This is a genomic window from Serratia sp. CY29653 (genome assembly GCF_052169255.1).
GTDB classification, from domain to species: Bacteria; Pseudomonadota; Gammaproteobacteria; order Enterobacterales; family Enterobacteriaceae; genus Serratia; species Serratia sarumanii.
Genome location: NZ_JBJNLC010000001.1, coordinates 246,456 through 267,593, shown reverse-complemented (window position 1 = coordinate 267,593; position 21,138 = coordinate 246,456). Strand labels below are relative to the sequence as shown.

Genomic DNA, 21,138 nt, shown 5'->3' with positions numbered 1-21,138 from the left:
CCTGCAGGCGGCTTTCCGTTAAAATGCCGCGCGCTTTACCTGGGCCTGCCCAGCGTGAAAGCGGAATTCCGAACTTGCTACTTGGGTCGCCTGTAGCAGGGTAAATTTTCTTTTAAGAGAAAAAACAATGTTCACTATCAATGCAGAAGTACGTAAAGACCAGGGTAAAGGTGCGAGCCGCCGCCTGCGTGCAGCAAACAAATTCCCAGCTATCGTTTACGGTGGCAAAGAAGCTGCAGTTTCCATCGAATTGGACCATGATTCTGTCAAGAACATGGAAGCTAAACCAGAATTCTACAGCGAAGCAGTAACTCTGGTTATCGACGGTAAAGAAACCAAAGTTAAGGTTCAGGCTGTACAGCGTCACCCGTTCAAGCCAAAACTGGCTCACATCGACTTCGTTCGCGTTTAATCGCTACGTTTTCGAACCTTTCGGGACGCCGAAATAAAGAACGCCGCAATTGCGGCGTTTTTTATTGTCTGCGATTCGGCGCGCTTACTTGCCGCTGCCGGTCCGGCGCTGCAACTGATCGCGCAGATTCGGCGGCGTGCCTCTGATGGTCAGGGTGTCGGTGGCCGCATCCCAGAAAATGCGCTCGCCCAGCAGCATGGCGTCGAAGTTCAGGCTGATGCCGCCGCCGCTGCCGGCGAATTTGGTTAGCTGGCGCAGCGTGCCGCGATCCGCCGGGAAGCTCTCTTCCAGCTCATACCCTTGCTCGCTTGAGAACTGCATGAAGTCTTTCTCGCCGACCGGCGACAGCTCCTGCGACAGCACCTGCAGCTCAATCTCTTCGCCCGCCTGCAGCTGTTCGTTGCAGTAGCTGTACACCTGCTGGCGCACCGACTGGCGCTCGTTCTTGTCCAGCTGCGCATCGGCGCAGTAGTCGTCCACCGCCTGCAGCAGCCCACGGTTTTGCGCCTTGGCGTCCAACCCTTCGGACGCCGCCAGGAAATCCATGAAGAAGTCGGCGACCTTGCGGCCCACGCGCCCGCGCAGGAAGGTCAGGTAGCGGGTCGATTCCGGGTTGGTTTCCCATTCGGTCAGATCGATGCGAGCGACGATATCGGCGTTGTTGATGTCCAGATAGTGCGTGGTGTTGATATCCAGCTCTTCGTTAACGCGCATGCTGTTACGGCTGTTCAGCACCGCGATCAGCAGATACTCCACCGCCAGATAACGGTATTGGCCAAACAGCACCACGCCGCCTTCGGCGAACGGATACTTCGCCAGTTCGTCGCGCAGGCGGCCAGTCGCCGCGCGGCTGAAGGCCAGAAAGTCCTTATCGTCCTTGCGGCAGGTGCGCAGCGCTTCCGCCAGCTCGCTGCCTTCGTTGAACAGACCCAAGGCCTTGCTCTTGGCGCTATAGACGCGATGCAGTTCCGTCATCATTTCTTCCACCGCCGCGTTGGTGGGAAGCAAGGAATCGCGCAGCACCACGTCCAGCGTTTGCTCGTCGCGTTTCACCAACTGGTGCAGAGCGATCTGGTCGATATCCAGACTCATGGTAAATCCTCCTGTTCTTTAGGCGCGTATTCAAACACTGAAGGCCCCGCCCTGCAATACTAAAAACCGCGGCAAACCGGAAAGGCGCTGCGAGGGGCAGCCCCGGCGCGGGCGAACAATTTCCCGAATGACAGGAAGTGATAAAAGAGCGGAAAATCACTGCCCTATACGGTAAGATAGGGCACTTTGCAGATTACTAAGCGCAATTTTATGCCACAATCATCCCGTTACAGTGACGAACACGTTGAACAACTGCTCTCAGAGCTGGTCAATGTTCTGGAAAAACACCATACCCCCACCGATCTTTCCCTGATGGTGCTGGGCAATATGGTCACTAATTTGATCAACACCAGCGTTGCCCCCGCGCAGCGGAAAACCCTGGCGAGATCGTTCGCGGAAGCCCTGCAGGCTTCTGTCCGTGAAGATAAAGCACATTAATATTGACTTATGGTGACAAACCGTCAGCGTTATCGTGAAAAAGTCTCCCAGATGATCAGTTGGGGGCACTGGTTCGCCTTATTCAACATTTTGCTCGCCCTTGGGCTGGGCAGCCGTTACCTGTTTGTCACCGACTGGCCCGCATCCCTGCTGGGCCGGGTTTATGCCTTTGTCAGCCTGCTGGGGCATTTCAGCTTTATCGTGTTCGCCGGCTATTTGCTGGTGATCTTCCCGCTCACCTTCGTGGTGATGTCGCAGCGGCTGCTGCGATTTATTTCCGCCGCGCTGGCCACCATCGGGCTCACGCTGTTGCTGGTCGACAGCGAAGTGTTCTCCCATTTCCACCTGCACCTCAATCCGGTGGTGTGGGATCTGGTGGTCAACCCGGACCAAAGCGAGCTTTCGCGCGACTGGCAGCTGATGTTCATCTGCGTGCCGGCGATCTTCCTGGTGGAGATGCTGTTCGCCACCTGGAGCTGGCAGAAGCTGCGCAGCCTGAACCGCCGCCGCTTCGGCAAACCGCTGGCGGCGCTGTTTATCAGCGCCTTTTTCGCTTCGCACCTGATTTACATCTGGGCCGACGCCAACTTCTATCGCCCGATCACCATGCAGCGAGCCAACCTGCCGCTCTCGTACCCGATGACCGCGCGCAAGTTCCTCGAAAAACACGGCCTGCTCGACCAGCAAGAGTATGAGCGCCGCCTGATGCAACAGGGCAATCCGGAAGCGGTGGCGGTAGAGTATCCGCTCAGCGATCTCAGCTACGGCGATAAAGGCAGCGGCTATAACCTGCTGATGATCGTGGTGGACGGCATTCGCGCTAAAGACGTGGCGCAGGACATGCCGGCGCTGACGCGCTTCGCCCAGGAAAACGTGCGTTTCAGCGATCATTACAGTTCGGGCAACCATGCCGATACCGGGCTGTTCGGCCTGTTCTACGGCATTTCCCCGACCTATCTGGACAGCGTGCTCGCCGGCCGCAAGCCGTCGGCGCTGATCGCTGCGCTCGGCGATCGGGGCTACCAGCTGGGGCTGTTCTCCTCCGATGGCTTCAACGCCAGCCTGTACCGTCAGGCGCTGTTGACCGACTTCTCGCTGCCGACGCCGGCGCCGCAAAGCGACGCGCAAACCACGCAGCAATGGCAGCGTTGGCTGGCGGATCAGGGTAGCAAAGAGCCGTGGTTCTCCTATATCAGCTTCAGCGGCGCCGAGACTGTCGAAGGCGACAAAACCCCGGCGCCGGCAGACTTTATTCGGCGCTATCGCACCGGCGCGCAAGACGTGGACGCCCAGATAGCCCAGGTGCTGGACACCCTGAAACAGCGCGGCCTGCTGGATAAAACCGTGGTGGTGATCACCGCCGAGCACGGCGTCGAGTTCAACGACAGCGGCAAAGGCCAATGGGGCGCCGGCACCGGCTTCAACCAGGCGCAGCTGCAGGTGCCGTTGGTGATCCACTGGCCGGGCACCCCGGCGCAGACCATCAGCAAGCTGACCGGCCATAACGACGTGATGCGCACCCTGATGCAACGATTGCTGCACGTGAAGACCGCGCCGAAAGACTATTCGCAGGGCGAAGATCTGTTCACCGCCCAGCGCCGCAACGACTGGATCGCTACCGGCGATGGCAATCAGCTAGTGATCATCACGCCGACGCAGACGCTGATGCTGGACAACAGCGGCAACTATCGCGTCTACGATCAGAACGGCGATGAAATAAAAGACGAGAAACCGCAGCTTGCTCTGCTGTTGCAGGTACTGACCGATGTAAAACGCTTTATCGCCAACTAACTGCTTAAAACTAAAGCAATCAAGTGGTGAGGCGCTTGCATTAACATCGGGAATCGGTAGTATGATTTTTCATAGCGTCGGCATGTAGCGCAGCCTGGTAGCGCACCGTCATGGGGTGTCGGGGGTCGGAGGTTCGAATCCTCTCATGCCGACCAAATTTAAGAAAACCTGCTGTTACAGCAGGTTTTTTTTCGTCTGCCGTTTACGCGGAAAGTTTGACGATCGCCGCTGGAATCCCCTGGCGCACCGCCGCACCGGTCACCCAGTCCAGCCAGGTGTTCGGCACTTCACGCGTCGGATCGGCAAACCCCAGATCGTTGAGATTGATGCCGGCGGCAATGCGCTTATCCATCGCCAGCGGCTCGCCGTCCAGGTAGTGCTGGCTGGCGCCCATCTCCCGGTGGCCGTAGCCGTGTTCCACCGCGATCACGCCGGGCATCACCCCCGCCAGCAGACTGATCTGCGCCTCCCGACTGCCGCCCGGGGTGCTGATGCTCACCCAATCACCGTGTTGAATGCCGAAACGCGCCCCGTCCGCCGGGTTCAGCGCCACCAGGTTCACCGGCTTCACGTCGTGCAGGCGCCGGATCACCGCGGTGGAGCTGCTCATCACATTGGATTTGAAGGACATCAGCCGCAGCGGCCACTGCCGCTCAGGGTAGAGTTCTTCCACCGCACGGCCGTCAGACAAACGCGCCGGGTAGCAGGTTGGGCAGCCGCTGAAACGCTCGCCGGTAATCGCATGCCGGTGCTTCGCCACTTCCGCATTCCAGATCTGCAGCGGCTTCTCCCAGCGGTTGCCCACGCTGCCGTCGCGGCGGCCGCTGTCATGACCGGCGAAGCGGCCACCGCGGCTGTAGATAAACGCCACGCGGCCGATCTCATCGGCGCGCAGCGTCTGCGCAAGCTGCGGCAACAAGCGATCGACGCCGCTCAGCGCCAGCTCTTCCTCCCTCACGGCCGGCACCGGCGCCTTGCCGGCAAACGCCACGTTGGCGGCGGCGCGCAGATAATAATCCTCGGCGCGGTTGAGCGGCAGCAGCCCGCCCCGGCCGTCGCCGATAGCGCGATCGCCGAACCCCGGCAGCGCCAGGCGTTTGGCGACGGCGATGCAAAACGCCTCCATGGAGATCGGCTGCCCTTGCGCCGTTTTCGCGGTCGCCGGCGTCACTATCGGCCAGCGCGCAGTGGTGGCCTTGCTGGCGACGCCGCCCCAGGGGGCGCTGAATCCCCAGCTCTCAAAGTTATGGGTGTCCGGGACGATATAGTCGGCCAATGCCGTCGTTTCGTTGATAAACGCATCGATGGCGATAAACAGCGGCAAACGCGCCGGATCTTTCAGCCGCTCTTCCGCCACGCCGCGCAACCCGGCGATACCGTACAGGGGGTTGGTCATGTTCGAGATCCAGGCTTTCAGCCCGTACGGATATCCCGCCAGCGCCGACGTCAGCAGCTCGGTCAACTGCCCGGCGACGAACGGATACCAGGGCGCCCTGGCCGGCCAGGGCGAAACGCCCGCCGCCACTTTTTCGCGGTATTCGTCGGAGGTTTCATAGGCGGCCTTGCTGCGCGCGATATTCAACCCCTTCGGTTTTACCAGGCCGGGAAACTCGACCAGGTTATAGCGCGGCCCCTCGGCGAAACCGTTGAATTTGCCGCCGCCGACGAACACCCCGCCCGCCAGGCTCAGGTTACCGATCAACACGTTGAGCATCATCACCGACCAGGTATTGTAAAACCCGTTCGCCGCCATCATCCCGCCATGGGCGATCACCGCTGCCTTGCGCCCGTGGGCGGTAAAGGCCTCGGCCAGCGCCGCGATGCGCGCCACCGGTACGCCGCATTCCCGGCTGTAGGCTTCCGGCGACAGCTTGTCGGCCGCCTCTTTCAGACACTGAAAGCCGCTCTTCACCGCCACCTGCGCGCCGTCGTGCAGCGTCACCGTGCGGGTTACCCACAGCTCGGCGCTGTCACACGTCTCGGCCGCCACCAGTTTCCCCGCGCCGTTGACCACCAGCGGCGACGCCGACTCGGCGCCGTTCAGATGGGCCTGCGTCAGATGCTGCCCCGCCAACGGGTGCTCGCTCTCGGCGATCACCAGATGCGTGGCGTTGGTCCAGCTCTTCTCGCCGGCGCGTTGCATGGCCGCCTCCGACGGGATGGCGAGATAACCGGCCTGATAACGCCGATTGTCGAGGATCCAACGGATCATCGCCATCGCCAGCGCCGAGTCGGTGCCCGGCAGTATCGGGATCCAATGGCCATGATCGTCCGCCAGCGTGGTGGTCAACGGCAGCGCCGGCGCCACTACCGCGTAGCGGAATTCGCTGCGCAATCTGGCGCTGGCCAACTGCCGGGCCTGCCGCTTGAACGGGTTGCCGGACTGCGCCGGCGAGGTGCCCATAAACAGCGCGAATTCGACCTGTTCCCAGTCCGGTTTCACGTGCGGATTCTTGTCCAGATCGTTCATCAACGCGCCGGAACCGGCGCGGTAGGCCAGCCCGCAGTAAGCGCCGTGCGCACCGAAGTTTTTGCTGCCGAAGCTGTTCTGGGCGAAGCGCCGCAGGAAGCTGTCGCGCCCGTCATCACCGGCGTTGGTCACCAGCAGCTGGTTGGCTTTCGGCCCCAGCCCCGGCTGTCGGGCATCGATCGGCGTTTCCAGATCGCGGATCGCCCGCAGGCCGTCCACATGCCCCTCGCCGAACAGATCGCCGCCCTCCACCACTTCGGCGATCATCTGCTCGAAGCTGATGCGCTGCCACTTGCCCTCGCCGCGCTTGCCGACGCGCTTCATCGGCTCCAGCACGCGCAGCGGGCTGTAAAGCCCCTCCAGCAGCGTAGCGCCCCGCGCGCAGGCGGTGGAACGCGCGTCGAGGCCGCTCTCCCCGCCCAGCTGCGCCAACGCGTCCTGCAGCGGCAACGCAGAATCGAGGTGCCGCTCCTGAGACAGCGGATGATATGGGTTGCCGGCGATACGCAGTACCCGGTCGGTCTGCCTGTCCACCCGCACCCGCACGCCGCATTGCGTCCAGCAACCGAAGCACTGGGTCATCGAGATGGCCTGCTGCGGATTGCCTTGCCATTCCGGCATAGCCCGCCCTTCGGGCTGCAGAGAGTTGCCGTTGATGCGATCCAGAGTCACGCGCCCTGAGGTGCCGTGAATCAAGCCGTCGATCGCCCGTTTGGCGACCTCGCGATAGCTCAGGCCGAAAGCGGACAGCCCGCCGAAGGCCAGGCCCACTTTCAACCACTGACGCCGGGTGAGTTTAGCCATGTTGTTTTCTCCGCAGTAAAAACGCCTGTGCTTCACGCACCATGATCATTAACGCCAGCCACAGCCCGAAAGTGCCGACGATCGCCAGCAAGCCATCGGTACCAAGCGGCAGGCTATAGGGGGAATAAGACGCGTTGTATTTCGGGATGGTTTGCACTTCGATCAACAGCGTCCAGCGCATCAGCCAGCTCAGCCCCAGCGCGCCGGCCACCAGCAGCGGCGCGCCGCCGCGCGGCAAACGTCGATAGGCCGCCCAGGCGGCCCACGCCAGCGCCAGCCCCCACAGCGCGATCCAGCCGGCAGCATACTGGCGCGCCGTCGCCTGCGTCTGCAGCCAGTGGCGTACCGCCGCGCCGGATAGCGTATCGCCGCACACCCACAGCAGGATCGCCCCGCCGAGCGGCAGCAGCGTCAGCAGCATCCCGCGCGCCAGCGGCGCCTGCAGGCCGGGCCGTTTGCGCATCGCCAACAGCAACAGAGCCAAGAGCGCCTGCAGCGCGCTGAGGAACATCACGATCGGAAATGCGTAGCTGAACCAGATTGGGCGCGCGCGCACGACGGAAACCTCGCGCCCGGTGTACAACAGCAGGCCGATAGCCACCAGCGCGCAGGCGGGCGCGATCCCACGCAACAGCGCAACCGGTCTGCCCGTCAGCCGTGTAAATTCAATCGCGATAAACCACAGGCCGATCAGCAAGGTAAACAACGGCAAGAACAGCGCGCCCCACGGCATCCACGACCAGGGCGTCGGGTAGGCGTAAAAATGCCAGAAACGGGCGGTTTGATGCAGATCGGCGATCAACGCCAGCGGCGCGGTGATGGCGCACGTCAGCCCGATAAACAGCGCCGCGCGCTCCAAATGTGCGGCGTTGTCTCCACCGCGCCAGCGCCACACGCAGGCCAGCAGCGCGGCGCAGGCGGCAATGCCGATAAAGAAGAAATATTGCACGGCCCACGGCAGCCAGCTCACCGCCTGCGGCTGGCTCAAAACCTCTGCGATCATCAGTTGGCGGCTCATCGTCCCTCTCCCCATAAGGCGACCTGCGCCCGCCCCGGCAGCGGCGTGACGAAGGCATCATCCAGCCCCAGATAAAACACGTGGGGCGCGGTTTGGTTCTCCGGCTTGAGGACTTTGATCTCGGCCTCGTGACGCCGCAGCAGCTTGCTCAGCGTGCTGTGCGGATCGCGCATATCGCCGATGATCCGCGCCCCACCCACGCACGACTCCACGCATGCCGGCAGCAATCCCGCCTCCAGCCGGTGTACGCAGAAGGTGCATTTGTCCGCCGTTTGGGTGGCGTGATTGATAAAACGGGCATCGTACGGGCAGGCCTGCACGCAATAGGCGCAACCCACGCAGCGTTTGTTGTCGACCACCACGATCCCGTCCTCGCGCTGGAAGGTGGCCTGCACCGGGCACACCGGTACGCAGGGCGGGTTGTCGCAGTGGTTGCACAGCCTGGGCAGCAGCACGTTGGTCGCCACCGCTTCGCATTCGAGGCTGACCTGGTACTGGTTTACCGTAGTGCGAAACTCCCCGTGCGGGGTCTGGTTTTCAATGGCGCAACTGACGGTACAGGCCTGGCACCCGACGCAGCGCCGCAGATCGATCAGCATCGCGTAGCGGCGGCTGGCATCCCCCTCGCGCCGCGTCGGCGCTAACATCAGCCCGGCCTCCGCCACGGGGATCAGCGAAGCCCCCGCCGTCAACACGCCCAGCCGCTGCAAAAACTGCCGTTTACCGAAATCCATGCGCCTCTCCCATGCCCTGGGCATCATCCCGATCACGCTATTGATGCCCGTTAGATGAATAAACAATGTCGATGATTTACAGTGTAAAAATGACATTGGGCTCAGCTCTATTGTGGTTAACCACATACCGAACCCAACGTTGATCTAAAACAAGTGGCGGCAGGCAAATTGCCCATCAGGAGGGGCCGTGAGGGTCGTGTTATTACTGCTGTTCAGTCTCGGCTGGGGGATGGCGGCACAGGCGGGCGAGTGGTCGGTCGGCGTGCTGGCGATGCGCGGCGATGCGGCGACCGCGCGTGACTGGCAGCCGTTGATCGACAGGCTCAACGGCAGCGTCGGCGGAGAACGCTTCCGCCTGCGGCCGCTCGATCTGGCGCAGATGCGCGAAGCGGTCAATCGGGGCAGCGTGCAGTTCGTGGTCACTAATCCGGCGCAGTTTGTGCAGCTGAACAGCCACTATCATCTGCGCTGGCTGGCGTCGTTGCGCGCCGCCAACGGCGATCGGGCAACGGGCAACATCATCGGCAGCGTGATTCTGGTGCGGCGCGACAGCGGCATTACGACGCCGCAGGCGCTGATGGGAAAAACGGTGGGCGCCATCGATCCGCAGGCCTTCGGCGGCTATCTGACCGGCTATAAGGCGCTCAGCGACGCCGGCATACGGCCCGAGCGCGATTTTCACCTGCGCTTTACCGGTTTCCCTGCCGACGCCCTGCTCTATCTGTTGCGCGAGCGCGCCATTCAGGCCGCCATCGTCCCGGTCTGCCTGCTGGAGAAAATGGGCAAGGAAGGCCTGATCAACCCGGCGGATTTTCGCCCGCTGCTGCAACAAGCCACGTCGGCTCCCTGCGTCACCAGCACGCCGCTTTACCCCAACTGGTCGTTCGCCGCCCTGCCCGGCCTGGATAACTCACTGGTGGATGCGGTGGCGAGAGCCTTGCTGACCGCACCGCCCCAGTCTCCCTTCCTGTGGGGCGCACCGGCCTCGACCAGCGAGGTGGAAGCGCTGCTGCGCGCCGTCAATCAGCACCCGGAACAGCGGCGGCTGTGGCTGGATATCAAGAGCTGGCTGATCCAGCATCAGACGGCCGTCGGCCTGTCGCTGGCGCTGCTGGCGCTGTTGATCGTCAACCATATCTGGATCGCGCTGCTGGTGCGCCGACGCGGGCGACAGCTGCTCCGCGCCGACGAGCAACTGCGGCGGCAGGAACGGGCGCTGGAAAACGCCAGGCAGCTGAACGTGCTGGGGGAGATGGCCTCCGGCTTCGCGCACGAGCTCAACCAGCCGCTGGCGGCCATTCGCCACTATGCGCAGGGGTGCCTGATCCAACTGCGCAACACGGACGCCGGGCATCCGCTGCTGGGGCCGCTGGAAAATATCGACCGACAGGCGCAGCGCGGCGGCGAGACGATTCATAACCTGCGCCAGTGGGTGCAGCCCACCGCGGAGGCGATAGACCAAACGCGCTGGCGCCCCACCGCGGTAAGCGAAACCGCCGAGCGGGTGTGGACGCTGCTGCGCCTGACGCAACGCTATCCCGACCTGACGTTGTTCAATAACGTGGCGCCTTCGCTGACGCTAACCCTGCCGCCGGCGCTGCTGGAACAGTTGCTGGCGAACCTGCTGCTGAATGCGGCGCAGGCCGGGGCCAATGCCGTCTGGCTTTCCGCCGCCAAGAGCGAACGGGCGATGGAGTTGCATCTGCAGGACAACGCGGGCGGCATGACAACGGCCGGGCTGGAACAGGCTTTTCGCCCCTTCAACACCACCAAGGCCGGCGGCATGGGGCTGGGGTTAGCCATTTGCCGGCGCCTGGCCCGCTATGGCGGCGGCGAAATCCGCCTGGCTAACCGCCCGGCTCCCGACAGCCGCAACGGGCTGTGCGTAACGCTGCATTTCATATTGGATAACGAGGAAAACCATGTCGCTAATTTATCTGGTGGATGATGACGTCGCCGTCACCGACGCCTGCCATTTTTTGCTGACCAGCCTCGGCCACGGCGTGCAATGCTGGAATGACAGCGCCGATTTTCTGGCGCAGGCGGACCTGTTTCAGACCGGGATCGTCTTGCTGGACATGCGGATGCCGAAGCTCGATGGTCACCAGGTTTACGGGGAGCTGCGCCGCCGCGGCAGCACGCTGGCGGTGGTGTTCCTGTCCGGCCATGGCGACGTGCCGATGGCGGTGGAGCAGATGAAGTACGGCGCGGTGGACTTCCTGCAAAAACCGATCGCCGCTGAACCGCTGATCGCCGCCCTCGAACGGGCGCAGCAGGTCGCCGCCGAGGCCTGGCAACGCCATGAAACTTGCGGCCGCTACCGCACGCTCACGCCGAAAGAACGCGACATTGCGCAGCTGGTGGTGCGGGGCATGATGAACAGGGAAATGGCTGAGCGGTTGAATATCGCCCTGCGCACCGTGGAGGTTCACCGGGCAAAAGTGATGGAGAAAATGCAGGCCGCCAGCCTGGCGGAATTGGTGATTCAGCTGCAGGATTTACCGCACACCGCGCAAGAATGAACGCATCATGCAAAATTCCGCGCCCCCTCTTGCCAACCGGCCTTCCTCAGGCCAGAATACTGTACATTAAATCAGTGTTTACAGGTGAGACATGTTTGTAGAATTGGTGTACGACAAACGCAACGTCGCTGGGTTACCCAACGCCGCCGAGATTATTCGCAACGAGCTGGAAAAACGCGTGCATGCACTGTTCCCGGAAGCGGACGTGCGCGTGAAGCCGATGCAGGCCAACGGCCTGAACTCCGACGCCAGCAAAAGCGATCGTGAGAAGCTGAACCGAATGTTGGAAGAGATGTTCGAAGAAGCGGATCAGTGGCTGGTCACGGATATTTGAACCCTATCTGATAGCCGGCTCGTCCACCGGCTATATTTCTGCCAGAATAAGCCACATCCCCCCCAATCCCTCAGTGATAAATGCCCTAGGTTCCAAGCTCCGTGCGGCTGATAAAACCCCGGCTATAGGTTAATACCTATACTGTTTGTTCCTGCGGCAAGTGTAAAGATCATAACAAAAAGCCCCAGCATCGCTGCTGGGGCCTCTGTCATGGTGCCGGCTACCGGAATCGAACTGGTGACCTACTGATTACAAGTCAGTTGCTCTACCTACTGAGCTAAGCCGGCTGAATTTGGCGGAAGGACAGAGATTCGAACTCTGGGAGCTGTTACACTCGACGGTTTTCAAGACCGTTGCCTTAAACCACTCGGCCATCCTTCCAATGGGCGCTGATATTAGCGATACCGTTATGAAATGTCTATCGTTTTGATGCAAAAAAATGGCATGGGCGGCGCAGTTGCCTAAACTTCAGGCCTTAAACGCTTAAAAAATGAAAAGCCCCGCGCAAGCGAGGCTTTTTTGGTCGGCCAAAACGCGATTATTTCGGCTGAGAATCGTAGTCTGAACAGGTTTGATAGCCCTTGTTCATGACATGGCCCGTGTCGTTGTAGCTGACAAAGTACGTCTGCACCTTGCCGTCGCGCGGCGCCACCGCATAGGTGTCGCAGGTGCCCTGCGCATGGATCAGCGTGGCGGACGTCGACGGCGGACCGGCGATAGCCCGCACCTGCTGCTTGGTCATCCCTACTTTGACATCGCTGACCACCGGCTCATTGACATAACTGGCTGCGCGATCATAGGTGGTGCAACCGGCAAGAATGGAAAATACCGCCGCGGTGCCGACGGCCAAAACCAACTTCTTCGTCATAGCTTGTCCTCTTGGAGTGCATTTGTTGTTCCCTAAGTCTAGAAGCGGGAAGGCTTTTCTACAAATTCCCCTTTGTCGATCGGTGCGCTTTTGCACTCAAGAGGCCATCGCCGGCGTGCCAGCAGATTCAAAAACCGAAATCGCTCAGCGCTGGAACATCGTCCGGGCGCCGGCCGAGCGGCCAATGAAAACGCCGATCCTGTTCGCGAATCGGCATGTCGTTGATGCAGGCATGGCGGTTGATCATCAGCCCCTCCTGATTGAACTCCCAGTTTTCATTGCCGAAGCTGCGATACCAGTTGCCGGAATCGTCGCGCCATTCATAGGCGAAACGCACCGCGATGCGCGCGCCGTCAAACGCCCACAGCTCCTTAATCAGCCGATACTCCAGTTCTTTCGCCCATTTGCGTTGCAAAAAGCCGACCACCGCCGCGCGGCCGTCGACAAACTCCGCGCGGTTACGCCAGTGGGTATCGAGGGAATACACCTGCGATACGCGTTCGGGATCGCGACTGTTCCAGGCATCCTCCGCCAGCCGCACCTTCTCGATGGCGGATTCGTGGGTAAAAGGCGGCAATGGGGGTTTAATGCTCATGTTCATCTCCTGAGTGAAGGCATGTAGACAACTCTGTCTACACCTTTACGCTAGCGCAAGTAGACAGAGTTGTCTACAATCACTCGAAAATAGCCCCGGAGAAAATGATGACCGCCGATCTCAACGCCTTGCCCGCCCGCCAGCGCATCCTGCTGACGGCGCACGATCTGTTTTATCAAGAAGGGATCCGCGCCACCGGTATCGATCGCATCATCAAGGACTCGGGCGTGACCAAAGTGACCTTCTACCGCCACTTTCCCAGCAAGAACGATTTGATTACGGCGTTTTTGACCTATCGCCATCAGCAGTGGCTCAGCTGGTTCAGCACATCACTGGCCCGCCATGTGGCGCAGACCGGCGGGTTGCTGCCGGCGCTGGCGCCCTGCCTGGCGGAATGGTTCGACGATCCGCGCTTTCGCGGCTGCGCGTTTATCAATACTGCGGTGGAGATAGCCGATCTGCTGCCGGAAAGCCTGCACATCGCCGGCCGGCATAAGCGGCAGATGGCGGATGAACTGGCGCGCCACCTGCCCGCCGGGCCGCAGCGGGAACAGCGGGCGGCAATGCTGGCGATGCTGATCGACGGCGCCATCGTCAGAGTGCAGATAGAGCGGCAACCGCAGGCCGCGCTGCAGGTGCTGAATGCCGCGTTGGACATGTTGGCGCAAGGCGGGTTCGATCAGTAATTGGCCCAGATGCCCGGCGTCACCAGTTCCAGCAGGTGGGCGTCGGGATCGCGAAAATAAATGCTCTCCCCGCCGTGTTCCCAACGCATTCGCCCCTCAATCTCCACGCCGTTGGCCACCAGATGCCGTTCCCAGTGCGGCAGTTGCTCTTTCGCCACCGCCAGCCCGATATGCGCCGGCCCCACGCCATCGTGCGCGGGAATAAACCCGGTCGGATAGTGCGCCCCGCGCAGCGAATCGCCCTCGATAAACAGCAACAGTACGCTCCGATCGCCGACGTTATAGGCGCGAAACCTTTCATTGGCGACCATTGCCGGCAGCTTCAGCACCTGCCGGTAAAAAGCGTCCGCGCGTTCAATATCGCTGACGTACAGCACCGTTTCGATCACCTTATCGATCTTGAGTTCCATATCACCTCCGTTCTGTTTGCTGTACTCACAGCGTAGGCCGAGCGGAGGCGATCCGAAGCGCTTCCCATGCCGACAACGGATCAATCCGTGCTTTTTACCGGCAAAAAAAACGCGGCCCGAAGGCCGCGCTGTGTCATTCACACGCTGGAGCTTAGAACTGGTAAACCAGGCCCACGGCAACCACGTTGTCGGTGTTGATGCCGGCAGCGTCGGTGAAATCGTTGTTGTCCACCAGGTTGATTTTGTAATCAACATAGGTAGACATGTTTTTGTTGAAGAAGTAGGTCGCACCCAGGTCGACGAATTTGACCAGATCTTGATCGCCGTAGTCCTTGCCGTTGCCGGCGCGGCCCAGGTCTTTACCTTTGGTCTGGTTATAGCCCACGAACGGACGCAGACCGAAGTCGAACTGGTAGTGCGCGTAGGCTTCGAAGCTCTGCGCCTTGTTGGCGTAGCCATAAACGCTGCTGTCGGAACTGCCGAAACGCGCCGCGTTGTAGGACTGGGTGAACATCACCGCCAGGTAAACGTCGTTGGCGTCATATTTCAGACCGCCGGAGTAACCTTCCGCCTTGTCGCCGCGGCCCATAATATTGCGGTACGCGCCGGCGCCGTTCTGCTCGCTGGTGCGGCGAGAGTTGAAGAAGGCGCCCGCGGCGCTGATGCCGTAGCCCATGTCATAGCTCATGGACATACCGTAGCCTTCGCCGTTTTGGCCCAGGACGTCACGACCGTTGTTGGTCTCTTCGCCGTTGCCGTTTTTACCCTGGTACTGCAGGGCAAAGTTCAGGCCGTCAACCAGACCGAAGAAGTCGTTGTTACGGTAGGTCGCCAGGCCGCTGGAACGCTGGAACATGAACTGGTCGGCGCCGTAGGTCATACCGTCGAACTCAGGCTGCAAGTCGGTATACGCCGCGACGTCGTACAGCACGCCGGTGTTACGGCCGTAGTCGAAGGAGCCATAGTCGCCGAATTTCAGACCGGCGAAGCCGTAACGGGTGAAGTTCTTGTTGTCCTGGTTTTCAGCGTGGTTCAGGTTCGCCTGATATTCCCACTGGCCGTACCCGGTCAGTTGATCGCTGATTTGCGTTTCGCCGCGCAGGCCAAAACGCATATAAGACTGATCGCCGTCCACGCCGTTGTTGCTGGAGAAATAGTGAAGACCGTCGACTTTACCGTACAAATCCAGTTTATTACCGTCTTTGTTGTAGATTTCCGCCGCGCCTGCTGTGCCTGCAACCAGCAGTGCGGGTACCATCAGAGAGAGTACTCGAAGTTTCATCGTTATTATCCTCGTTAATTATGTCGAGCTACGGCCACTGCCCTTTTCGAGCATTATTAGCACGACTGTGCATTACCATTCTGGTAACAAGGGTTATATTAATCCAGAAAGAAAATGATACCAAGCATCCGATAGTGTTTCAGTGTAATTAATAAAGGTTTCAAAATGTAAATACGCGCGAACTTTCACAAAACCTTACAGACAAACAAAATAAAGCACTTAAAGACAAAGAATAGATTAATTGATAAAAAATCATGTAGTTATACATATCTTTAAGAAAAAAAAGCCAACCATACAATTGAGACGGGCAATAAGCACATTGTGCCAAAACGCTCCCCACACGCAGCCGCTATAATCACTTCGCTATCATCATTATTTTCATTATTACCTTCATTATCGGAAGATAATTTCTGCATTCCTTTTAACCGGCTTCTGGCCGGTTTTTTTATTTCCCTCCATACTCCCCTCACAATTTCGACTCGCACAAATAGCAAGCAAATAAATAACCCAATGATATAGTTTCATTAATTTACCGCCGCACTAATTGCTAATCTTTTCCCTTGTTTTAGCCTACAAATTGAGCTTGCTTTTCATTTCGTGCTTTATCTTGCCGATTATTTCCCGCCGCAGGCACAATTAGCCGCAGAGTTTCAGTTCTGGTAATCTGAAAAAAGCGCACCTTCAGCGAGTAAAATTCATGATGCCCTTTCAACCCGACGTGCTGTGGCGGCGGCTGCAAAGTTCCCCCTTCCGCGCTCGCTTTCGTTTAAATGCCAAAGACCAGGCTTATCTGGAGGGCAAAGGATTGCCCCTTATCCTCAGCCATGCCCGCGATTTTATCGATCGCCGCCTGGCCGCCGCCTACCCTAAAAACGACGGCAAGCAAACGCCGATGCGTGGCCACCCGGTATTCGTCGCCCAACACGCCACCGCCACCTGCTGCCGTGGCTGCCTGGAAAAGTGGCACGGCATACCGCAGGGCGTCGCACTGGACGAGCGGCAAAAGGACTATATTGTCCAGGCTATCGCGCTGTGGCTGGTGCGCAGGGGCGGCGCCAGGGATGTGTCAGGCACGAATATTTTCGACCCGGATCGCGGATTGTGATAAAAACTGTCAGTAACTTTCACCATTCTTTTGACCCAAGATCCTGACGCTTACATGACAGCCACCTTGTGCAATGAACAGCAAACGCCCGGCGTTCCTCAACAGATCGCCACCCGTCTGGCCTTTTTCGTCGCCGGTCTCGGCATGGCCGCCTGGGCGCCGCTGGTCCCCTTCGCCAAAGCGCGCATCGGCATCGACGACGGCTCGCTCGGCCTGTTGCTGCTCTGTATCGGCGCCGGCTCCATGCTGGCGATGCCGCTGACCGGTTTCCTGACCGGCAAATTGGGCTGCCGCTCGGTGATCTTGATGGCGGGGCTGGGATTGTGCATCGATCTGCCGCTGCTGGCGCTGATGGACTCTCTCGGCGGCATGGCCGTGGCGCTGCTGCTGTTCGGTGCGGCGATCGGCATGATCGACGTAGCGATGAACGTTCAGGCGGTGATCGTCGAACGCGCCAGCGACAAGGCGATGATGTCCGGCTTTCACGGTTTCTTCAGCATCGGCGGCATTGCCGGTGCCGGCGGCGTCAGCGCGCTGCTGTGGCTGGGGCTGACGCCGCTGCAATCCACCCTGCTTACCGTACTGGCGGTGATAGTGCTGCTGGCGCTCGCCAGCCGCCATCTGCTGCGTGAGAGCGGCGCCGACGACGGCGGGCCAATGTTCGTCTTGCCGCGCGGCTGGGTGATGTTCATCGGCATTCTTTGCTTCATCATGTTCCTGGCGGAAGGCTCGATGCTCGACTGGAGCGCGCTGTTCCTCACCACATTGCGCGGCGTCGAACACAGCCAGGCCGGTCTGGGCTATGCGCTGTTTTCCATCACCATGACGCTCGGTCGCCTCAATGGCGATCGGGTAGTGAACTCACTGGGCCGCTACCGGGTGTTGCTGCTGGGCAGCCTGTGCGCCGCTCTCGGCCTGAGTCTGGCCATCGCCTTCAATCACGCCACCGTGTCGCTGGTCGGTTTCATGCTGGTCGGCCTGGGCGCCTCGAACGTGGTGCCGATCCTGTTCAGCGCTGCAGGCAACCAGCGTGACATGCCGGCCAATTTGGCGATCGCCTCCGTCACCACCGTCGGCTATGCCGGTATTCTGGCCGGCCCGGCGCTGATCGGCTTCATCGCTCAGTTTTCCAGCCTGACGGTGGCCTTCGCCTGCGTAGCCGCTCTGCTGTTGGCGGTGACCGCCAGCGCCAGGGCCGTCACTCGCTGATTCAGGAATGCGCAGCCACTATGCAAAATAAACAATTGACCATCAGCTCCAGCAACATTACCCGCTGCTTCCTGCTGTTTATCGTGCTGCTAACGATCGGCATCGGCCTGTATGGCTACAACTACACCAATGCCTGGCTGGCGGAAAAGAAGTACGCGCTGAACAGCATTGCCGGTTCGCTGCAAAAGCGCATCGATACCTACCGCTATATGACCTATCAGGTCTATGACAAATTCGGCAATGCCCCGGCGCAGAATGTCGATCCCGGTTTGCAGGAAACCCGCCTGCGGCCCGACGTCTATTATATCGAGAAACCGCACAAGAAAACCGACGCGGTGATCTTCGGCAGCCATGACGAGAGCACGCTGGCGATGATCGCCAACATCTCGGATTACCTGGACACCCGCTGGGGCGCCAAGACCGAAAACTACGCCATGTATTACCTCAATGGTCAGGACAACAGCCTCAGCCTGATCACCACCCAGCCGCTCAAAGAGCTGGCTTCGCGCTTTCGGGAAAGCTACCTGACCACCTCGGCGGACGAACGCCGCGCCGAGATGCTGCAGCAGGCCAATATGCTCGACGAGCGCGAGAGCTTTTCCGATCTGCGCAAGCAGCGCTTCCAGAACGCCTATTCGTTCTCGATTCGCACCACTTTCAATCAGCCAGGGCATCTGGCGACGGTGATCGCCTTCGACTTGCCGATCAACGACATCATTCCGGCCAATCTGGCCCGCGCCAATTTCCTGTTGCAGCCGGACGATGTCGATCTCGACGACAGTACCATCCCGGCGGAAACCGTCCTCGGCACCCATGCGACGATGAGCGGCGGCTGGGTGGAGTTCAGCGCCGCCCTGCCCAATGCGCCGCTGAAGGTGGTGTATCGCGTTTCGGCCATCAATCTGGCCATCGACCTGCTGCGCAACAACATCTGGCTGATCGCGGTCAACTTGCTGCTGCTGGCGCTGTCGATGCTGAGCATCTACTTTATCCGCCGCCAGTACATTCGCCCGAGCGAAAACATGGCGGTGGAACTGGAGGCCGAGCGCGCGCTGAATCAGGAAATCGTCTCCAGCCTGCCTTCCGGCCTGCTGGTCTACAGCTTCGCCAACAATGCGGTGATCGCCAGCAATAAAATCGCCGAGCACCTGTTGCCGCACCTCAGCCTGCAAAAGATCGCCCATATGGCCGAACAGCATCACGGGGTGATCCAGGCGACGGTCAACAACGAGGTGTATGAAATCCGCATCTTCCGCAGCCAGCTGTCGCCGGACACCTACCTGTTCCTGATGCACGATCAGGATAAAGAGGTGATGGTGAACAAGCGGCTGCAGCAGGCACGGCGCGAATACGACAAAAACGTTCAGGCGCGCAAGCTGATGCTGCACAACCTGGGCATTGAGCTGAATCAGCCGGTACGCCAGATGCACGATCTGGTCGATCGTCTGCACGGCCGGCCGGATGAGGAACAGCAGCAGGCGCTGCTGGGCCAGCTGACGGCGGCGTCGGCTTCGGTGCTGGAATTGATCGATAACATCACCCTGCTGACCCGACTGGAAACCCAGGACTGGCAACCCTCGCGCGAGCCGTTTAGCCCGACGGCGATGATCGACGAGTTGCTGTTGGAGGCCCTGCCCGCCCTTAATCAGAAGGGGCTGGCGCTGTTCAAGCATTTCCAGCTGGACGTCGAGCAGAACTATATCGGCGACGCCAACGCGCTGCGCAAGGTGATCTCGCTGCTGGTGCATTACGCCATTATCACCACCGCCTGCGGCAAGATTTCCCTGGTTGTCGACCATGAGCCCGAGCACCCGGATCGCCTGATTTTCCAAATCAACGACACCGGCTCCGGCATCTCCAACGAAGAGATCAGCAACCTCAACTATCCGTTCCTCAGCCAGACGCTGGTGGACCGCTTCAACCACGGTTCCGGCCTCACCTTCTTCCTGTGCAATCAGCTGTGCAAGAAGCTTAACGGCCAGTTGGACATTCGCAGCAAGGTGGATATCGGCACTCGCTACACCATTCGCGTCGCCATGGAGATGGAGAAAAAAGAGCCGCAGGAGCAGGAAAAACTGCTCGACGGCGTCACCGCCCTGCTGGACGTCACGTCGGATGAAGTGCGCGGCATCGTGACCCGTCTGCTGCAGGCCTACGGCGCCGACTGCCTCGTCGCCGACGATCGCGCGGTCAATCGCGATTATGACGTGCTGCTGACCGATAACCCGCAGCGAGCCGATGATTACACCCTGCTGCTGGCGACCGATGAGCCGGGTTGGCAAGCGCTGGATAAACGCTACATTCGGGTGAACTACAACCTGAACGGCGCATTAATCGACGCCGTGCTGATACTGATCGAACAGCAAATGGCCGCGCTGGAACAGGAAGAAAGCCCGCTTTCATTGAGTTCAGAAGATATCCAACTCTATGAAAAACAATTGAAATCAAGTGATTACTATGGGCTGTTTGTCGATACAGTACCCGACGATGTCAAAAAACTGTATACTGAGGCGGGCAGCAGTGATTTCAATGCGCTGTCACAAACCGCACATCGCCTGAAAGGCGTGTTTGCCATGTTAAATCTGCTTCCCGGCAAGCAGCTGTGCGAATCGTTAGAACAGCGCATCGCAGAAGGTGATGCGCCCGAGATCGAGAATAACATCAGTCAGATTGATTTTTTCGTCAGCAGACTGCTGAAGCAAGGTAGCCAACAACATGAATAACCTGAACGTAATTATTGCTGATGACCATCCTATCGTACTGTTTGGCATCCGGAAGTCACTTGAGCAAATTGAATGGGTGAATGTCGTTGGGGAGTTCGAAGACTCAACCGCACTGATCAACAATCTGTCCAAGCTGGACGCCAACGTGCTGATCACCGATCTGTCGATGCCGGGTGACAAGTATGGCGACGGCATCACGCTGATTAAGTACATCAAGCGTCACTATCCGCAGTTGTCGATCATCGTGCTGACCATGAACAACAACCCGGCGATCCTGAGCGCGGTATTGGATCTGGATATCGAAGGCATCGTGCTGAAACAAGGCGCGCCGACCGATCTGCCGAAGGCGCTGGCCGCCCTGCAGAAAGGCAAGAAGTTCACGCCGGAAAGCGTCTCTAAACTGCTGGAGAAGATCAGCGCCAGCGGCTATGGCGACAAACGCCTGTCGCCGAAAGAGAGCGAAGTGCTGCGCCTGTTCGCCGAAGGTTTCCTGGTGACCGAGATCGCCAAGAAGCTCAACCGCAGCATCAAAACCATCAGCAGCCAGAAGAAATCGGCGATGATGAAGCTGGGCGTCGAGAACGACATCGCCCTGCTCAACTACCTCTCCTCCGTCAGCATGACGCCGTTGGACAAAGACTAAAG

General features: G+C 59.7%; 19 protein-coding genes and 3 tRNA genes. 12 read left to right on the top strand and 10 right to left on the bottom strand.

Features of this window, described 5'->3' with window-relative positions:
- Positions 1–127 precede the first annotated feature (127 nt).
- A complete protein-coding gene (rplY, locus tag ACJ8HN_RS01265) occupies positions 128–412 on the top strand; it encodes a 50S ribosomal protein L25 (RefSeq protein WP_004935776.1) in 285 nt (94 codons plus the stop codon).
- 84 nt (positions 413–496) lie between these two features.
- Here rplY and yejK read toward each other — a convergent pair whose 3' ends face one another.
- On the bottom strand, positions 497–1,504 hold the full coding sequence (gene yejK, locus ACJ8HN_RS01260; RefSeq protein ID WP_442522953.1) for a nucleoid-associated protein YejK: 1,008 nt from the start codon (positions 1,502–1,504) through the stop codon (positions 497–499).
- 210 nt (positions 1,505–1,714) lie between these two features.
- Here yejK and ACJ8HN_RS01255 point away from each other — a divergent pair, with 210 nt between their 5' ends.
- From ACJ8HN_RS01255 to ACJ8HN_RS01245, 3 genes are all read left to right on the top strand, one after another.
- Positions 1,715–1,942 carry a YejL family protein gene (locus tag ACJ8HN_RS01255; protein WP_004935782.1) on the top strand — a complete coding sequence of 76 codons (228 nt, stop codon included), beginning with the start codon at positions 1,715–1,717 and terminating at the stop codon, positions 1,940–1,942.
- 9 nt (positions 1,943–1,951) lie between these two features.
- Positions 1,952–3,733: an LPS biosynthesis-modulating metalloenzyme YejM gene (gene yejM / locus ACJ8HN_RS01250; RefSeq protein ID WP_049234600.1), complete on the top strand. Its 1,782-nt coding sequence runs from the start codon at positions 1,952–1,954 to the stop codon at positions 3,731–3,733.
- A 78-nt stretch (positions 3,734–3,811) separates the two neighbouring features.
- Positions 3,812–3,888 (top strand) — tRNA-Pro (locus ACJ8HN_RS01245).
- A gap of 47 nt (positions 3,889–3,935) precedes the next feature.
- On the opposite strand, the gene ttrA is transcribed toward ACJ8HN_RS01245, so the two are convergent.
- The 3 genes from ttrA to ttrB are packed head-to-tail and all read right to left on the bottom strand — an operon-like array spanning position 3,936 to position 8,759.
- Entirely contained in the window at positions 3,936–7,007 is a 3,072-nt protein-coding gene (ttrA, locus tag ACJ8HN_RS01240) for a tetrathionate reductase subunit TtrA (protein WP_442522952.1), read from the bottom strand.
- Positions 7,000–8,025 carry a tetrathionate reductase subunit TtrC gene (gene ttrC, locus ACJ8HN_RS01235; RefSeq protein WP_442522951.1) on the bottom strand — a complete coding sequence of 342 codons (1,026 nt, stop codon included), beginning with the start codon at positions 8,023–8,025 and terminating at the stop codon, positions 7,000–7,002. Before ttrC ends, ttrA begins: the two co-directional genes overlap by 8 nt.
- Positions 8,022–8,759, bottom strand: a complete 738-nt coding sequence (gene ttrB / locus ACJ8HN_RS01230; protein ID WP_442522950.1) for a tetrathionate reductase subunit TtrB — start codon at positions 8,757–8,759, stop codon at positions 8,022–8,024. Before ttrB ends, ttrC begins: the two co-directional genes overlap by 4 nt.
- 229 nt (positions 8,760–8,988) lie before the next feature.
- On the opposite strand from ttrB, the gene ttrS reads away from it, so the two are divergent.
- From ttrS to ACJ8HN_RS01215, 3 genes are all read left to right on the top strand, one after another.
- Positions 8,989–10,707 (top strand): tetrathionate respiration histidine kinase TtrS, encoded by a 1,719-nt coding sequence (gene ttrS, locus ACJ8HN_RS01225; protein ID WP_440483118.1) that lies wholly within the window; start codon positions 8,989–8,991, stop codon positions 10,705–10,707.
- A complete protein-coding gene (gene ttrR / locus ACJ8HN_RS01220; protein ID WP_049213411.1) occupies positions 10,682–11,281 on the top strand; it encodes a tetrathionate respiration response regulator TtrR in 600 nt (199 codons plus the stop codon). The genes ttrS and ttrR overlap by 26 nt, the downstream gene beginning before the upstream one ends.
- A 91-nt stretch (positions 11,282–11,372) precedes the next feature.
- Entirely contained in the window at positions 11,373–11,615 is a 243-nt protein-coding gene (locus tag ACJ8HN_RS01215; protein ID WP_004935803.1) for a DinI family protein, read from the top strand.
- Between the two features lie 211 nt (positions 11,616–11,826).
- On the opposite strand, the gene ACJ8HN_RS01210 is transcribed toward ACJ8HN_RS01215, so the two are convergent.
- The 4 genes from ACJ8HN_RS01210 to ACJ8HN_RS01195 all read right to left on the bottom strand — a co-directional run bounded on the left by ACJ8HN_RS01210 (position 11,827) and on the right by ACJ8HN_RS01195 (position 13,078).
- Positions 11,827–11,902: transfer RNA gene (locus ACJ8HN_RS01210), tRNA-Thr, on the bottom strand.
- Between the two features lie 6 nt (positions 11,903–11,908).
- Positions 11,909–11,996, bottom strand: a tRNA-Ser gene (locus tag ACJ8HN_RS01205).
- Between the two features lie 157 nt (positions 11,997–12,153).
- Positions 12,154–12,483, bottom strand: a complete 330-nt coding sequence (osmE, locus tag ACJ8HN_RS01200; RefSeq protein WP_033635291.1) for an osmotically-inducible lipoprotein OsmE — start codon at positions 12,481–12,483, stop codon at positions 12,154–12,156.
- 127 nt (positions 12,484–12,610) lie between these two features.
- Positions 12,611–13,078 (bottom strand): nuclear transport factor 2 family protein, encoded by a 468-nt coding sequence (locus ACJ8HN_RS01195; RefSeq protein WP_164063929.1) that lies wholly within the window; start codon positions 13,076–13,078, stop codon positions 12,611–12,613.
- Between the two features lie 107 nt (positions 13,079–13,185).
- Here ACJ8HN_RS01195 and ACJ8HN_RS01190 point away from each other — a divergent pair, with 107 nt between their 5' ends.
- Entirely contained in the window at positions 13,186–13,764 is a 579-nt protein-coding gene (locus ACJ8HN_RS01190) for a TetR/AcrR family transcriptional regulator (RefSeq protein WP_060388055.1), read from the top strand.
- Here the strand turns inward: ACJ8HN_RS01190 and ACJ8HN_RS01185 are convergent.
- Together ACJ8HN_RS01185 and ompC are read right to left on the bottom strand one after the other, a co-directional pair.
- Positions 13,758–14,174: a VOC family protein gene (locus tag ACJ8HN_RS01185; RefSeq protein ID WP_060427713.1), complete on the bottom strand. Its 417-nt coding sequence runs from the start codon at positions 14,172–14,174 to the stop codon at positions 13,758–13,760. The two genes, ACJ8HN_RS01190 and ACJ8HN_RS01185, sit on opposite strands and share 7 nt — an antisense overlap.
- Before the next feature lie 151 nt (positions 14,175–14,325).
- Entirely contained in the window at positions 14,326–15,456 is a 1,131-nt protein-coding gene (gene ompC, locus ACJ8HN_RS01180; protein WP_033635297.1) for a porin OmpC, read from the bottom strand.
- Positions 15,457–16,153: 697 nt separating this feature from the next.
- Between ompC and ACJ8HN_RS01175 the strand changes: the two genes are divergently transcribed.
- The 4 genes from ACJ8HN_RS01175 to rcsB are packed head-to-tail and all read left to right on the top strand — an operon-like array spanning position 16,154 to position 21,136.
- Entirely contained in the window at positions 16,154–16,561 is a 408-nt protein-coding gene (locus ACJ8HN_RS01175) for a DUF4186 domain-containing protein (RefSeq protein ID WP_089185413.1), read from the top strand.
- Positions 16,562–16,615: 54 nt separating this feature from the next.
- Positions 16,616–17,770, top strand: a complete 1,155-nt coding sequence (locus tag ACJ8HN_RS01170; protein ID WP_442522949.1) for an MFS transporter — start codon at positions 16,616–16,618, stop codon at positions 17,768–17,770.
- A gap of 20 nt (positions 17,771–17,790) precedes the next feature.
- Complete coding sequence (gene rcsD, locus ACJ8HN_RS01165) at positions 17,791–20,493, top strand: phosphotransferase RcsD (RefSeq protein WP_033653782.1); 2,703 nt, start codon at positions 17,791–17,793, stop codon at positions 20,491–20,493.
- Positions 20,486–21,136 (top strand): response regulator transcription factor RcsB, encoded by a 651-nt coding sequence (rcsB, locus tag ACJ8HN_RS01160; RefSeq protein WP_004935900.1) that lies wholly within the window; start codon positions 20,486–20,488, stop codon positions 21,134–21,136. Before rcsD ends, rcsB begins: the two co-directional genes overlap by 8 nt.
- The last annotated feature ends 2 nt before the right edge of the window (positions 21,137–21,138 follow it).